13 protein-coding genes are annotated in these 15,792 nt (G+C 45.5%); 5 read left to right on the forward strand and 8 right to left on the reverse strand.

What is annotated here, in order from left to right:
- Positions 1–369 precede the first annotated feature (369 nt).
- Positions 370–879 carry an outer membrane beta-barrel protein gene (locus tag L4D12_RS19560; protein ID WP_428449520.1) on the reverse strand — a complete coding sequence of 170 codons (510 nt, stop codon included), beginning with the start codon at positions 877–879 and terminating at the stop codon, positions 370–372.
- A 213-nt stretch (positions 880–1,092) separates the two neighbouring features.
- Positions 1,093–1,989 carry an AraC family transcriptional regulator gene (locus L4D12_RS19565; protein WP_428449521.1) on the reverse strand — a complete coding sequence of 299 codons (897 nt, stop codon included), beginning with the start codon at positions 1,987–1,989 and terminating at the stop codon, positions 1,093–1,095.
- 286 nt (positions 1,990–2,275) lie between these two features.
- Between L4D12_RS19565 and L4D12_RS19570 the strand changes: the two genes are divergently transcribed.
- The 3 genes from L4D12_RS19570 to L4D12_RS19580 all read left to right on the forward strand — a co-directional run bounded on the left by L4D12_RS19570 (position 2,276) and on the right by L4D12_RS19580 (position 5,165).
- The gene (locus L4D12_RS19570) at positions 2,276–3,427 is read left to right on the forward strand and encodes an iron-containing alcohol dehydrogenase (protein ID WP_428449522.1); all 1,152 of its coding nucleotides are present in this window, start codon (positions 2,276–2,278) and stop codon (positions 3,425–3,427) included.
- Between the two features lie 156 nt (positions 3,428–3,583).
- Complete coding sequence (locus L4D12_RS19575; RefSeq protein WP_428449523.1) at positions 3,584–4,285, forward strand: PAS domain-containing protein; 702 nt, start codon at positions 3,584–3,586, stop codon at positions 4,283–4,285.
- Positions 4,286–4,496: 211 nt separating this feature from the next.
- A complete protein-coding gene (locus L4D12_RS19580) occupies positions 4,497–5,165 on the forward strand; it encodes a hypothetical protein (RefSeq protein ID WP_428449524.1) in 669 nt (222 codons plus the stop codon).
- Positions 5,166–5,230: 65 nt separating this feature from the next.
- Here L4D12_RS19580 and L4D12_RS19585 read toward each other — a convergent pair whose 3' ends face one another.
- From L4D12_RS19585 to yfcC, 5 genes are all read right to left on the reverse strand, one after another.
- A complete protein-coding gene (locus tag L4D12_RS19585; protein ID WP_428449525.1) occupies positions 5,231–5,938 on the reverse strand; it encodes an aspartate/glutamate racemase family protein in 708 nt (235 codons plus the stop codon).
- Positions 5,935–7,185: an S-methyl thiohydantoin desulfurase domain-containing protein gene (locus tag L4D12_RS19590; RefSeq protein ID WP_428449526.1), complete on the reverse strand. Its 1,251-nt coding sequence runs from the start codon at positions 7,183–7,185 to the stop codon at positions 5,935–5,937. The genes L4D12_RS19585 and L4D12_RS19590 overlap by 4 nt, the downstream gene beginning before the upstream one ends.
- Before the next feature lie 72 nt (positions 7,186–7,257).
- Positions 7,258–10,113 (reverse strand): helix-turn-helix domain-containing protein, encoded by a 2,856-nt coding sequence (locus L4D12_RS19595; protein ID WP_428449527.1) that lies wholly within the window; start codon positions 10,111–10,113, stop codon positions 7,258–7,260.
- A gap of 340 nt (positions 10,114–10,453) precedes the next feature.
- The gene (locus L4D12_RS19600) at positions 10,454–11,455 is read right to left on the reverse strand and encodes a succinylglutamate desuccinylase/aspartoacylase family protein (protein ID WP_428449528.1); all 1,002 of its coding nucleotides are present in this window, start codon (positions 11,453–11,455) and stop codon (positions 10,454–10,456) included.
- Positions 11,456–11,545: 90 nt separating this feature from the next.
- Positions 11,546–13,024, reverse strand: a complete 1,479-nt coding sequence (gene yfcC / locus L4D12_RS19605) for a putative basic amino acid antiporter YfcC (RefSeq protein ID WP_428449564.1) — start codon at positions 13,022–13,024, stop codon at positions 11,546–11,548.
- 349 nt (positions 13,025–13,373) lie between these two features.
- Here yfcC and yidA point away from each other — a divergent pair, with 349 nt between their 5' ends.
- On the forward strand, positions 13,374–14,183 hold the full coding sequence (gene yidA, locus L4D12_RS19610) for a sugar-phosphatase (protein WP_428449529.1): 810 nt from the start codon (positions 13,374–13,376) through the stop codon (positions 14,181–14,183).
- Positions 14,184–14,254: 71 nt separating this feature from the next.
- Here yidA and L4D12_RS19615 read toward each other — a convergent pair whose 3' ends face one another.
- Positions 14,255–14,455, reverse strand: coding sequence for a hypothetical protein (locus L4D12_RS19615; RefSeq protein ID WP_428449530.1), 201 nt, complete (start codon positions 14,453–14,455; stop codon positions 14,255–14,257).
- A gap of 374 nt (positions 14,456–14,829) precedes the next feature.
- On the opposite strand from L4D12_RS19615, the gene L4D12_RS19620 reads away from it, so the two are divergent.
- Positions 14,830–15,714 carry a hypothetical protein gene (locus tag L4D12_RS19620; protein ID WP_428449531.1) on the forward strand — a complete coding sequence of 295 codons (885 nt, stop codon included), beginning with the start codon at positions 14,830–14,832 and terminating at the stop codon, positions 15,712–15,714.
- Positions 15,715–15,792: the final 78 nt, after the last annotated feature.

Consider the following 15,792-nt stretch of genomic DNA (forward strand, 5'->3'; position numbering starts at 1 on the left):
GCCCGGATGTGGTGCCAGGCTTCCCCAGTTACTGCACTGGCTCCCTGTTAACAATTCCACCCTCAAGCACAGCATAGGTCTGACTGAGTATGGGGCTTTGCGCTATTTTGCACGCTTACCCACCTAGACTGCCGAATCAGGTTCACTTTCGTTGTGTACTGTTAACTTCCTATCGCTTCCTTCAGACCCTGCCGTTGGCCAGCAACGCCCTTGCGATTCGGATTATCTTCCCCTCAGTCGGGGTGATTCAGGTTTCTTGCAACCTGACGGGTTTGCCAGCTTCGCTGGGCAAACAAAAAGGGAAAGCCTGCGCTTTCCCTTTAAATAACACGGAATAGATCTGTTCTAAATTAAATATACAATTTCATTTTAGAAACGGTAATCCACTGACCAGACAACCTGCTGTGAATAATCCATTTTCGTGTTGTCTTTACTGTAATCTTGATCAAGGTAACGATAGGTTAAATCGGTCGTCCAGCTGTCATTGATTTCATACATTGCACCTACTTGGCCACCCCACACAAAATCAGACGCACTGTTACCACTTATTTTGCTATCGGCCACACCGGCAGAGACACCCGCAAAAAGATTTACATTTTGATGAACCGGAACTAAATAATCATAAGATGCTAAAAACATGTTTTGTGATGACTTGTCCATATAGCTATATGTGCCCATCACACGGTGATGGTCATTAATAATGGCACCACCACGTAGTTGATATGTCGCATCTTCCCCATTCTGGGCATGTTCACCTTTCAGGTTATCTTCTTGATAGCCGACGCCACCACCCGCAAACCATTGTGTATCAGCAGCAAACGCAGGAGCTGCAGCCAGAACAGATAGCGCCAATGTTGAAATTACTGTGATCTTTTTCATTGTTTTTATTCCTTTTTCTTCAGCGTTGTCAGTACAATCTGCACTAACAAACCTGACAGTAAATAAGATTCTGTGTGGTTCGGCATTTACCTTACCGTGTTTAGCTGAACAGAAACTTAAGATATAAAACAATGTTTTTTATCTGAATGCAGGCTGAATATACCCTCTGAGATTACAGATTATTCTGTAACCAAATATACTCAAGCAACCTCATCACGAAATACCGATCTGAGAGGCCTTACTGGGCGGCAAACCAAAATAGCGCTTAAACTCACGGCTAAACTGAGTTGGGCTTTCATAACCAACTTGTATGGCTGCAACATTGGCTGCCATACCATCTTGCGACATCATTGTTTTCGCTTTATTTAAACGAATTTTTTTTATGTACTGCAAAGGAGGATCGGTCACGACTTGTTTAAATGTGCGATGAAAAACAGACACGCTCATGCCTGCCATCTCTGCCAGTTCATTGATCGACAGTTTTTGATCAAAGTTAGCCTGCACATGATTAATGACTTTTGCCACTCGTGCCAGCGAACTGTCTTGCTTACAATACTGTGACAATAGGTAGCCTTGCTCTGTTTTCAGCAGTTGGAAATACAGTTCTCGCAATAACTGCCGACCCAGTACTTTTGCATCCAGAGGCTGATTTAAACAGCTTAACAACCGGCAAATACTGTCTTGAAGATCAGGTGTGATCTTAGTAACAGCCACGCCCCGATTGGGTTCGGTTGACCATGCCATACCGCCTTTAGCAAACTGTTCAACCATATCCACGAGCTCCTGAATAATGGTTAAATCAAATTCGATATCAATACCGATTAATGGCGCGTCTTCTGAGGCAAATGTCTCACAAGCAATGGGATATGGCGTAGCCACGATTAGGCAATTTTTTGTGTCGTATTCAAACCGGTATTCATTCAGATGGCCCACTTTATTGCCCTGCAATATCACCACCACACCTTGCTGGTACATTTGTGGTGTCATGCGGTGATATTGGGTAATACGAAATAACCGCACACCCGGTAATTCCGTATCAACAATACCGGTTTTATCCCCTAACCCATAATGAAGGCAAAGGGACGCTCCTTTCTCTGCGCATGATTGCATTCTGTTCTCCTGCCCGCCACACCGAGCTATACACCGTAGATAAGATTCAACATCTGGCTTTAGCATTAGCTTTCGCCGCCAATATTAGAACAGTTCAAGGCATAATAGATAGAACTAATAGCGCCCTATCAAAAAACCACCCCTTGAGCAGAAATAGGCAAGTAAAAAACAGAATTGTGCATTACATCCGGCTCAGGGATGGCATAGACTGCTCATCAAGATAATGATAAACAGCTCAACGCCATTATGGCGATTGACGGTACACAACATTCACTGGAGATGTTTCATGAACAAGTTTACCTACCACAACCCGACTCGCATTCATTTTGGTGAAGGGCAAATTGCCGCGATTACCAACGATATTCCAAAAGATAAAAAAGTATTGGTGACCTACGGTGGCGGTTCAATCAAAAGCAATGGCGTCTATGAGCAAGTCACAAAGGCGTTAGCTGATCACAACTGGGATGAGTTCTCGGGTATTGAGCCCAACCCACAGTATGACACTCTGATGCAAGCTGTCGAAAAAATTAAAGCCGAAGGCTTTGATTATCTGCTAGCTGTGGGTGGTGGTTCTGTGGTTGATGGTACAAAATTTATCGCCGCAGCCGCGGCTTATCAAGGCAACGATCCTTGGGATATTCTGGCGCAACACCATGCTGTTGAATCTGCAGTGCCTCTTGCCTGTGTACTAACCTTACCGGCAACCGGTTCAGAAAGTAACATGGGCGCAGTGGTATCACGTGGTAAGACCAAGCTGGCATTTATGTCACCGAAAGTACAACCACTGTTCGCGGTTCTTGACCCAACAACCACGCTAAGCCTGTCACCACGTCAGGTCGCCAATGGTGTTGTCGATGCGTATGTACACGTAATGGAGCAGTACTTAACTTTCCCTGTTAATGCAAAAGTTCAAGATCGTTTTGCAGAAGGCTTATTGCTAAACCTGATCGAAGAAGGCCCTAAAGCCTTAGCGACACCGGATGATATTGCCGTTCGCGCCAATATCATGTGGACTGCAACTCAGGCACTCAATGGCTTAATTGGTGTTGGTGTGCCACAAGACTGGACCACCCACATGATTGGCCATGAATTAACCGGTAATTACGGGATTGATCATGCCCGCACCTTGAGCATTATCCTTCCGGCAGTAATGAAAAAACGTCGTGCTGACAAAGCCGCCAAACTTCTGCAATATGCTGAACGCGTTTTTGGTATAACCGAAGGTACTGACGATGAACGCATTGATGCAGCTATCGCACAGACCATCGCATTTTTCAAACAGATGGGCGTTCCTACCTGCCTTGCCGATGTTGATCTGAATGAAGAGGCCGTTGAGGTTATCGTCGCCAGCTTAGACAAGCACGGTATGCATGCCTTAGGTGAGCATGGCACGATTACATTAGCCGATAGCCGAGCAATTCTGGAAACGGCACTATAACGCCCTGCTTATCACGTCATGATGCGACAATAATTCCTGTATCTTCATAGAGTAAAGCTCAGTTCGTTATGGAACTGGGCTTTTTCTCGTTAAAGCAGCTGGAAAGGGGGGACTTTCCCTACTTTCCTTATAAGGATAAATTGGTAGAATCATGGGGTGAACATAGACAAAACTACATATTTATCTGTCCTTATTCACATGCTGGAACACTCCACCAACCCTGCTGGATTAAAATCTAAAGACGGTCACTTCGCTTATGCCAACGAAGCATATTGCAAGTTAGTCAATGCTCCAAAAGATATTGCAGGGTTGACTGACAGTGAACTACCGTGTGATACCGCCCAATTTGCATCCATCTTTGCCCAGCAAGACAGGCAAGCAATAATGCAAAACAAGGCACTGTCGACGATTGATATTCATAATTATGCCCATGGCTTTGATGCTTTTTCGTTCCATAAACGCCCCATTGTAATTAATGGCGAACCATGGGGGATTCAATTTAATGCTTTTAATCTCAAAGAACAGGCCAACTTAAACTCTTTTGTCGAAGTGTTATCATTAGACAAATCCACTAAGTCTCTGAGTACAATCAGAACGGATGGGATCCAGCTCACGGCCTCGCAGGAAATTGTTCTTTTTTGGTTATTAAGGGGGAGACAAACGAAGCAAATCGCTCAATTGATTCACCGAACACCGAAAGCCGTTGAAAAACAGATAGCCAACTTAACTGCCCGATTTTCTGAATTTGGCGTCAATAATCGAGCCACGTTAATTGAATATGCCCGATGTAACAATTGGTTATCCGTCATTCCAGATCAACTACTTAAGACCCCAACGTCCATCATTATTAACGAATAAGAAAGGCCTCTCAATGAGGTCTTTTTTATACCTTCATTGCATATTTAGAATCTCGTAATAAATACTGAATTAAGTCGCATATATAGCTTGTAATACCAACTTGATACTGTTTTTTTAAGCACTGAACGCTACTCTTAACTCACAGATATCCACATATAAATACAATGTCATATTTAGCTAGGTTAATAGAATGTATTTAAAGGAACTTCCGATGACAGAATTCCGAAATATCGGGCACTATGTGAGTAAAATTATTAGCGCCAAGGTTGAGCAAAACAACCCGTTCAAGGTGGTGGTGGGATACATCACCTGTGACCAAACGACACACACAGGCCTGCCTATCTCTAATTACTCACTCTCAATTTATAATGGGTTGGATAGTCCTATTGGCAAGACACCAGTGATGGAATTTCATGATATTACAGCCTCTAATGAAAACAACAACTGCACACTGACGACATCAATGGATTTACTCTCAGGAAACTACACCATCGCGCTCTCTGTGGGTGAAAACATACCACGTACTTTATGCAGTTATATTCAACTCAATCATGGTGACGTTATTGGCTCTTTCAACAGCAATCTATACCTTGAAAGCATTATAGAGACGCAACTTGGCTTTGAAATTAATATCCGATTTGATGTCCTCGCAGGGATAAAACCGGTACAAAACGGGGATTACATCATCATCTATGATGTAACAGGAAAAGCGGCGCGCATCGGGTTTCAAGAAATTAACCATGATCACGCGGAAGGTATTCAAACCGTGTACCTCGATAGCTTAAATGCCGGAGCGCAAATTACCATTGGCTATTATTGCGGTAACTACCTCGGAGCCTGTGCAGCTAAACAGCGCATCATGATCAGTCAATTGAATTAAGGTTCAGAAAAGGAGAGCAAGTCGCTTCCCTTTCTGAACGTTATATTTCCAAATGGCGAGAGACCTTAAGACAGCGCTTTCACCCGGGGATAGCTCTTATCACTCTGGCGAAGTTTGTTGGCCACCAGTAACTCCAGGTACTTAATCGCACACTGATTTGGATCCATCACCGGAATATACATCCCCAGATCCGCTTGCAGACGCTGGCTCAACGCATCGGCATAACCGACAAACCCGGTACAACCAAACATGATGGCTTCTGCATCGTGATTTTTCACCGCATCAATACTGTACTTAACCAGCATGTCCATCACCAACTGCTTATTGCTAAGATCATAAACACCTAATGGTAATGATTCGATGCAGGCCAAATTATCCTGAATACCAAAGGCGCGAACATGCTCATTCTGTAAATCCACGACATCTCTGATGGTCAATATGGCATATTTCTGGCTGAGTAACATCGCCGTATACGCACTCGCCCTAAAACCACCGATCACCGGAATATCGGCGACCTGACGAGATGCTTCGACTCCGCACATATCCATATCAGTTACAAAAATACCATCATAATCATTCGCATGAGCTGCAACGGTTTGAATGACATAAGGCGCATTCGTCGCGAGATCAACACGTGACTGGATACACGATGAGCCACCAGACAGATTCACAATATCGACATGTGTATCGGCAGATACAGCCTCTCTAATGTGCGACAAGATCTCTGCGTTGAAATGGTCGGTATTAACAGGAGCAATCACAAGTAATTTCATAGCGCTCTCTCAATGCAAGTCTCTTCAAAAGGCGAAATATAATGGCCTTCAAAGCCAAATTTTTTCAATTCTTGTAAATACAAAGATTGCAGGTGCGGCGAATTCATCCCATTGGCGGCAGGTAAAGCAAAAACATGAATAATTAATGGCTTGCCAGCAGATTCGTGAGATTTCTTCTGCTGTGATAGTTCCGCATTGCTGATCGTGTCGCCCTCGCTCGTGAGGAAGCAAATAAGATCTGGCCCCATCACCAAAGGTCTTTCCGTGCCATTAGGCTCAACAACCGATAGCAATAAGGTTTCATTCTCCGCATGGGTTACATAGGTTCTATTATTAGCATCAACCATCGTGACCTTCAGAAAATCAAAACCATTCTGGTTCTCGGTATGCACATCAATCACAATACCAGTCACCATCTCTATGCCACCAGTGTGTTCTAACACCACGTCCACCTTGCTTCTACCACGCGGTGGATTGCGTAGTGCTGCACCTAAACGCCTTGCTCGTTCCAGCGAGCCCGGTACAAAATAACCTGGCTGCTGCGCATTGATGTTCTGTCCAGACAATGCAAAACAACTCATGGCCGAGCGGGCATCAAATCCCTTATCTTCACTGATAATGCCATGCATCATATCATTAAGGTTATCGAGATCCGCGGTATTAATAATCAGCTGCGCCCCACCATCGGATACTGGTGTTTCAGATACCAATGCCACAGGTGCCAATCTAGGCGCCCCGCTAACAGGCTGAGCTGGCCCCACCATGCCCAATACTGGCACAGCCCGCCCACACCCATCCATGTTCATGATAGGTATGTTCTTCTGCGCAGCAATCAGCATCGCCATACCATAAGTGATTGTACCCGTTTCTATCGGGATCACAGATTGAAAATCAATACGTTCAGATTGATGCTGATAGCTGAAATGATCAGATTGAAGTTGTGGACTCATCCGCATCGTCTGCTGATGCAAATCATAAGCCCACTCCGGCGAATAGATAAATCCAGCTTCAAGGTATTTATCCGGTGAGCCAACTGCGCCAACAAAGGGAGCATAAAAACTTGCCGCAGACAGAGTCTCATCACCCACATCCAAATAAGCGATCGTCGATTTACCCAGCCGTTGCAGTGCCTCCAGCGTGACTTCAAGCAGTTTTGTCCCGTTTTCTAATGCGCCTCCCCCACCACTGGCATAAAAGTGCGAACCAACCAATATATCCCTCAGATCTTCAACTTCAAACTGCTTCATCTCGTCATTCCTTGCGATTACGATCCGAAAAGAATATCGCACCCTTAAGCGAAATATAGTATCAAACCAGTATCATCTGCTGTTTATGGGCGCAGGCGACTGCCTGATTCGTTGCATCGTTCGAATCAATGCTTCTTGCTGCGGTGAGCACGCTCGATGAGTTAATGCCTTCTCATACCAATACTGACTATTCCCAGCCAAAGCGTCTTCTAGCTGCGCCATTGCACTATAGAGATCAGGTAAATAACACTCCGCACCACTCTCTAGGGCTTCCCTTATTGCATCCTCAACCAATTTACGTGCTAATTCATACTGACCATCTGCAACCAATACCTGAGCAAGCAATACCGCGTACAGTGAGTGGGTTAATTTAAAACCTGCACTTGATAGCCAACGCTGATAACCATTGGCTACCGTGTCTATATGTGCCGCTGACGGCGATAATTGGTATTCGGCCCAGCCTGAAAATAATGCGGCAACCCCGGTATAAAATGGAAAACCGTGCACCTGAGATATGTCGGCCAATTCATTGGCATAGTAGAGAGATTGTGCGGGATTACGCGCCTGCCAGTGATACCAAGCACCAGCCTGTAAAGCGATAGCTAAGCTGAATGGGTGGCCCACCTCGCGACTGACCGCCATCATCTGCTCAAGGATCACGTCAGTATCAGGCTTCTCCAATTGCGATGCCGACAGCAACAAGAAACACCATGCTAGCATTCGCGGATCCTGCCCAGCCAACATCAAGTCGCTTTCGAGCAATTCATCAGAATAGCAATCCAACGCACGTTGGGTATAACTGTACGTCTGAGTCGGCTCCCCAGCCCAGAAGCAGGTATTACCTAACGCTGTCAGGGCTAACATGCGTCCTGTATCATCATCCAATGATTCTGAGACTTCCAACGCTTTCTCAGCAAAGAATTTCGCCTTAGTGATATCAAGCTGGGTCAATGCGATGGTCCACAACCCAAATAATCCATTCACCTTGCGGTGATTACTGTTTGTCAGATCACATTTTTCAATGATCTTGTTATAATGCATGGCCAAACTGGGGGAATACCAGCCGTAACGGATCTTGTAGACATTGGCCAGATAGAACATCAAATCCAATTCAAGATCCACACATTGTGTCAAGGTATAATCAGTTTTATCAGCGACTTGCTGCTTTGCCTCTACCAATAATGCCTTTGCTTGTTCAAGGCTATTTTCTGCTCCCGTATAATCACCATTATTCAACATTAAATTGGCTTTATGACAAAGATGGAAAGTCGCCTTAAAGGGGTTCCCAGCCGCTAGGAACTGCTGATAAAGCCATTCTGACTGTTGCAAATCGGATATAACATTTATCTTTTCAAAATATTGTCCAAGCTGAAGGTGGATAGCCGAAACCAACTCATCAGGCAGGCTTTGTAAAACCACCTCACGGATCATCTCATGTGCTATCACGACCTGATCCACACCAACGACCACCAGCACTTGTAACTGGTATAATAATGGCAGATCAGGCAGTGACCCCAATAGCGCTTGCAGATTTTCGAGTGAACAAGGCTGCCCAGACACCGCCAATAACCGTAATGCTGCCTGCTCGATCCGGCCAAGGTTATCAATGTGATCCTGAAGCACCAGTCGCAAAGAATGAGGTAAGGTTCCCCCGCTATCATTGTGATTCAATAACAACATCAAATACAGCGGATTACCACCACTGCGGGTAATTAACAGCTCTTGGTGTTGTGATGAGTGCTGAGGATAAGCTTGTGCTATCTCTCGACAGGCCTCATAAGAAAGGGGTAATAAATCAAGCTGTAAGTCTGGGGAAAATGCCTCAATGAACATTTCGCTACGCGGAGGTTCAGCGGTAACGATGATCGTTAATAGCTGATCGGTAGATTGCTGCCATTGCCGTAGCTGCGCTATCTCACTTTGTACTGCCAAGTGCAGGTTATCAATAACAATAACATCAGCCTCACAGGTAAAGATCTCATCCAGCCAATACATCTCTGCCTGCTCAATGTCTGTGCGATAAACACGCCACGATTGCGCTGCAGTTCGGCGACTCAGTTCATCCAGTAAATGTGTTTTACCTAAGCCTGAATCACCTTGTATCCACACTGAACTCGAGACCATCGACTGACGACTTTTTCGGATCTGAGTCATCACTTGTTCAAGTTCACGTTCCCGGCCACAGAGTGGTGATCTTTGGGTTGAGTAACCCACCCAGCCCTCTAGGCACCACCACCGCCCCATATCAGGCAAGTCCAGCTCACTAAAATGAAACTTATGTTCATACAGCGCACGCATTGCATCACACAACACAAACTGATTTTGCGGGATAAGCTGCAAGGGTTGGAGCAGCATTGCCAACTGATTGCTCTCAAGCTGATATTGGCCATTTTGACAAACTACTGGTGCAAGCGTCACCATAAAAAAGAAGGGAGAAAGGATAGATGACTGCTGCTTTAACTCTGAATATAACTGATTCAAGGAATATAATGTATGACTGGGTTTACCATCATTAGCTTGATTTGATGTCGTAAAACGATTAAACGCCGCGACTAAATTATTGCCATGATATTCTTTAAATAAAGGCTGATATCGTTCGATATTCGCTTGGATATACTGTCGCTGTAATAGGTCAGGCGTTTTAATCACCACTAGCAAACAAAAACGATCCTGCTCTCTCGCTAAGATATTCCCACCGGCCCCTTCCATAATCAGATCATTGGCAGGTACCGCGTAAAATTCAGCCAAATTTCTCAAGGTCCGATAGGTTACCGCTTTCGCGGTTTCGGCCCGTTTAATGGTTGCTATCGATACCCGCAGGCTCTTCCGTTCACAAGCATCAGCCAATGCTTCTTGGCTCAACCCATGTTGGCGCCTTAATTGCTTAAGCAAATAGCTATTGAGGATCTGCTTTCCATCCTTGTCCATGACTCATCCTTCGCATGAAAAAGCGACAATAACGTGACTAATATTCGATATTATAATGACGGGATGATAAATAAGAATACTCTTGGTAGCAATAAGCTGCTATCGAAATGGTGACAAAAAAGACACAATAAAATAAACAAATACACCAAATTTGTTCCACACAGTATCACCTCACCTTAAAATAAAGCAAATCAAACAAGCGCGGCACAATGAGTTAACAAGCTGGCATTTAAACCTGTCGGGCGTTACTTCCCCTACATCTCCGACTCCCCGCGTTATCTCAAGACTCTTTTCCTGTGACTAATTGTATTGAGATCATCTTGAGATAGCTTAGGTTCTATTACTGAATCAGCCGTACCAGCAAAGTGCCAGACTCACGCATCGGATCTTGATTCACGCTTAACACATAACCGTTTATTGGCGCATGGTAACGCTGAATTTCCCCGCCAAAACTGTCATATTGCACGGCAACAAGCTGCCCTTGCTCAACCTTGTCACCAATGACAACCTGCGGTAAACCAAACCCACCAACAACGGCACGAATGGAAATGACTTCTTTACCTTCATAACAGTCAACATTCGATTCACAAATCACACCAGCAATCAGCCCTTCTGCTTTAAGAATATTAAAGATTCCCTCAACGGAGCGGTTAATCAAATCAGGCTGAAGTAATTTACCCGCTCCTACTTCAACGGTAATAGACGGCACCCCAGTTTGGTTCCACTGCGTTTCTAAGACGCCATCATCACCAGGATCATCAAAAATAACATCAGGCTGCATCAGGCGAGCCATTTTGACAGCCTGTTCCAGACGGTAGTCAGCAAAAACATATAACGGATAAGCAGCACCGCGAGTTTGTGTATGCAGATCAATCGCAAAATCAGCGTTGCCTTCCAGTAGATCCGACCAGACAGAGGCAACAAAGCGATTTGCACTATCACCTGCCGAATTACCCGGGAAGATACGATTAAGGTTCGTCGGTGATGCGTCAGGATCAGACGGCATAAAATCACGGGTATGCTGCAACATTCCAGATACGTTAATGCCCGGAACAATCACCACTGTGCCTTGCACGCACTGCTCTGCCAGCCGCTGAATCACCTTCTGCGCGGTGATCACCCCATTCAATTCATCACCATGAACACCCGCGGTGATCATTACCTTCGGGCCGGTCTCTTCACCGTGATAAACCACGACAGGTAAGTGAGTATGCTGTCCAATACCGTTTTGCGGCACTTGAAACCAGAAATGATGACAGCCCGCCGCTAGAGTCGCTACATTCAACTGTGAGATGACTTGACGGCCTTGAAGCACATCTTGGGTATATACGGTCGATTTCACCGTTAACTCCTTTAATATAAACAAAAAATGGGCAGTTCCCTGCCCATTGTATTTGGTGTGTGGTACGTTTTCAGGTATCGCGACTAACCGTTAGGCATAACCCAACAAGTGAGCAGCAACCACTGCAATACTGGCTATGGCAAACAGTAAGCACATGAAACGCCAGCAGAATCTTGCCCAGTCACCCCAATCTATACGGCAAACGCCAAGGGTCGCCATCAACGGTGCTGAGGTCGGTACAATAATATTGGTAAAACCATCACCCAACTGGAACGCCAATACTGCAACCTGACGGGTCACACCCGCCAAATCCGCTAACGGTGCCATCAGTGGCATTGTTAGTGCCGCCTGACCTGAACCTGAAGTGACAAAGAAATTGAATACTGATTGGAAGACATACATCAGCCATGCCGCCATAAATTCCGGTAAGCTACCGATCACCCCACCCGCACTGCTCAGAATAGAATTAAGTACACTGGCTTCAGAGGCATCACTGCTGCCACCTAAGATCAACAGGATCCCTTTCGCACTGCCCACAAGCAGTGCAGGTGCCAGCATAATACTTGCACCTTCTTTAAACGCAGCTGCAACATCATTCACAGTCATCCCGTTCAGGCGGAATATCACCCCGATAATGCCAGCAACAAAACCCATGGTGAAAAACTGAGACGCAATTTCTGGAATGTACCAAGCGTGTGCTACCACGCCCCAAATCACCCAGATCATGGTCGCAATAACGGTAAGCAAGACTAAGGTATCACCCACGTTCCAACGTGAATCCGCCAAGGCAATATCTTGCTTTTTAAAGAAGGCATCACCTTGCTGGCTGAAAGACTTGGTTGGATCTTTCTTTACACCATTGGCGTACCACATAGTAAAAACGATGCCAATCAGGGTAAACATACACCAAAGGCCAACACGTACTGTCGCACCAGACAAGACTGGCACACCTGCAATTCCCTGAGCAACGGCAACAGAAAACGGATTCATCCATGAGGCGGCAAAACCGATCTGCGTCGCGACATACGTCACCATCACAGTGGTTATACCGTCATAACCAATTCGTACCATCAATGGCACGATAATGATGGCAAATGCGACCGCTTCTTCACCCATACCAAAAACGGCACCCCCTAGGGAAAAAAGGGTGAACAATACCGGAATGAACAAGGACTCGCTACCCTTAGTACGGTCGATTAATCGCAGAATACCGTTATCAATCGTACCTGTGCGCATCACCACGCCAAACGCACCACCAATAACCAGCATGAACATGATCACGCCAATTGCGGATCCCCATTTAGAACCAGACACCAAGCCCTCGAACATAAAGTTCATCAAGCCAATGCCACCCCCGCTGGCAAACAGTCCTACGGTGTTATAAACCAGTTCCCCTTCTGCATCGGTCGCATATGCAAACGACTCAGGGTCAAGTACGGTACGGGTTTTCTCTACGCCATCGGCCATATAGCTAATGTCTTGGGTTTGGAACATACCAGCCGGAATAACGTAAGTCAGGGCGGTAGCCATAATGCCAATAAAGAAAATCAACACCAAGGTATCTGGCATTTTCCAGGTTTTATTATGGACAACGTCCGATGTTGCAATGCTCATTATAATTATTCATCTACAGCAAAAAAATGAAGCATAAAATATCGTGATTTTCGCATATCCTGTCAATTATGTTTTTTGTAATAATCTGTTACATAACACTATGATTTATTTTCAATTTGGCATATTCAACTCGTGAGAACTCACGACTCAGGCACTGGCCAAAATAAACCTTAACAAGGCAATAAGTTGACCATTGTCACACCAACACCACCGTTCGATGTCGAGTTGATCGCAAAAATTGATTAATATACCGAGATGACATGGGTATATACCCCCGACTATTTATTCATCATTGGGTTTTCATATGTACAGATTGGTTGCACTTGATATGGACGGTACTCTGCTCAACTCGCAGAAAACCATTTCCCCACGCACAAAACAGGCTATTCAAGCGGCCCGCGAACAAGGTGTACACGTGGTACTGGCTTCTGGCCGACCACTAGAAGGGATGACGAATTACCTCGATGAGCTCAACATGCACAGTGAAGATGATTATGTTCTGAGTTATAACGCCTCACTGGTACAACGCGTGGCAAGTAAAACCGTGATCCGCAAACAGATCATGACAGGTAAAGATGCCAAGAACATCGCCAGCCTAGCCCACGATTTGGGTACCTTCGTCCATGCATTCAGCCCGGTTCGTGGCCTGATCACCCAACAAGCCAACCCTTACACTCAGCATGAGTGCGACATTAATGGGGTGAGCTTTACTGAATTTGATTTTGCCGAACTCAGCGATGACGAAGAGATCATCAAAGTGATGATGATTGCTGATCCAGAAGTATTAAATGCTGCTATTCCACAGTTGCCCGCCGACCTTTATGAGCAATACACAGTGGTACAGAGCGCGCCTTTCTTTTTAGAACTGATGAACCCAAACAGCAACAAAGGCACAGGTGTCGCCATGCTAGCGGATCACCTTGGATTGGATGCCAGTCAGGTTATTTGCATGGGTGATGCCGGTAACGATCACCATATGATCGACTACGCCGGTCTGGGTGTTGCCATGGGTAATGCGACTGATGACATTAAAGCCATTGCAAACTTCGTCACCGACACCAACGACAATGATGGTGTCGCAAAAGTAATTGAGCAATTTATTCTCAATAAGTAATACCACTATAAAATTTGCCCCAGAGAGACAGTTCTGTCTGCCTAATCGAAACTGGGGCAAATCGTTTCATACTAAGGAAAGTAAATGAATATAGATGAGTTGGTATTGAAAATGCCCACGTCTGGCGTGGTACCCATTTCGAGTGGCAAGACAGTTTCCATGCCAGTCAGGGTCATATCACTAATCACAACCCACTTGTACTCGATAACGCCAACGTCATTGATCTTGATGATGGCTACATCATTCCCGGCATTACCGACATCCATACCCATGCTGATTTCACTGCCATTGATGATCGCGCTAAAGCGTTTGCATTAGGGCAAGGCGTCACCCGGCAAGTTGCAGGCCTGTGCGGCTATCATCCGGTTTTCGCTCCGCACATTGAACGCGACGATTATGTCCGCTTCACTGGGTTTCTGGGCCGAGAAGAGATGCTGCCCCCATCGTGGGATCAACACTTTGCCACCTTGCATGACACTGGGCCGGTAAAGAAATATCAACTCTTTGGCTTAAACAGCTTTTATATTCTTATCCGCTTGATGATATCGAGAAAATTGATGCGCATGTCGCATTGTGCGTTAAACAATACCAAGCTTACGCCTTTTCAGGATTGAGCCTAAGCCTTAACTACCATCCGGTCAAAACGATGGACACGCCGCTACTGCAACGGTTTATGCACCAACTCTTATCTCAATTTCCCGTTTGTTGTCACTACCATGTACGCGATCAAAAAGAAGGCATTTTTGACAGTATCGAAGAAGTCATGGTCTGGCATCACGGAACGCAGGCCCGGTATCATATCTGCCATTTGAAGTTTGGTGGCGCAAGTCATCTCGGCCGATTTGATGCGTGCTATCAGCAGCTATTGGCATGGCGAGATCAGGCTGATTTCGCACTCAGCTGGGATACTTACCCCTTCGCATTTGCCTCCAGCACAATCACTTCATTTTTCCCCACCACCGATTTTTGGCAAGAACATTCAGAAGTCGAGTTTTGCCAATGGATAGCAGATAACCCTCCCCATAAACTGGCTGACGTGGTTATTATTTGTGATGATCCACTTTTTAATCAACGTACGTTATCGGCAATCAGCAAAACCTTGAACGAAAGTTTAGCGAAAACCTTGCTGACTATTTGCCAACGCCTTAATGGTGCAGGCACCTACCAGCGGCAATTTTGTGAGACTGCCGATCTCAACTGGCTACTGGCGCAACCTGACGTATTAATCGCTTCTGACAGCTTCGGTCTTGATCAAGTCCATCCACGAAACCATTCGACCTTCACGCAAGTTTTGTATCAGGCATGGTGCCAGGGTGAAGCCGCATTTCACGAGATGGTTCAACGTATTCAACACGGCGCAAATCTAGTATTTCCTGATATTCCAATGCCGTCACTGGCTATTGGCGAACCCGCCGAGCTGTTTTTCTTCACGCCTATCAAGCAAGAAATACCAACAGACACGTCTACTGCCTTTGCTATCAGTGGTACATTAATTGGGTATTGCTTACTATCAAACACATGGCATGCATAAGGATGAATGTCTTCATTCGAACGAAGTGTAACGGTTAATCCGCCATTCCATCACATTATATTCTGAGTAATTAGCGCC

The organism is Photobacterium nomapromontoriensis (assembly GCF_050336815.1).
Lineage (GTDB): Bacteria > Pseudomonadota > Gammaproteobacteria > Enterobacterales > Vibrionaceae > Photobacterium > Photobacterium nomapromontoriensis.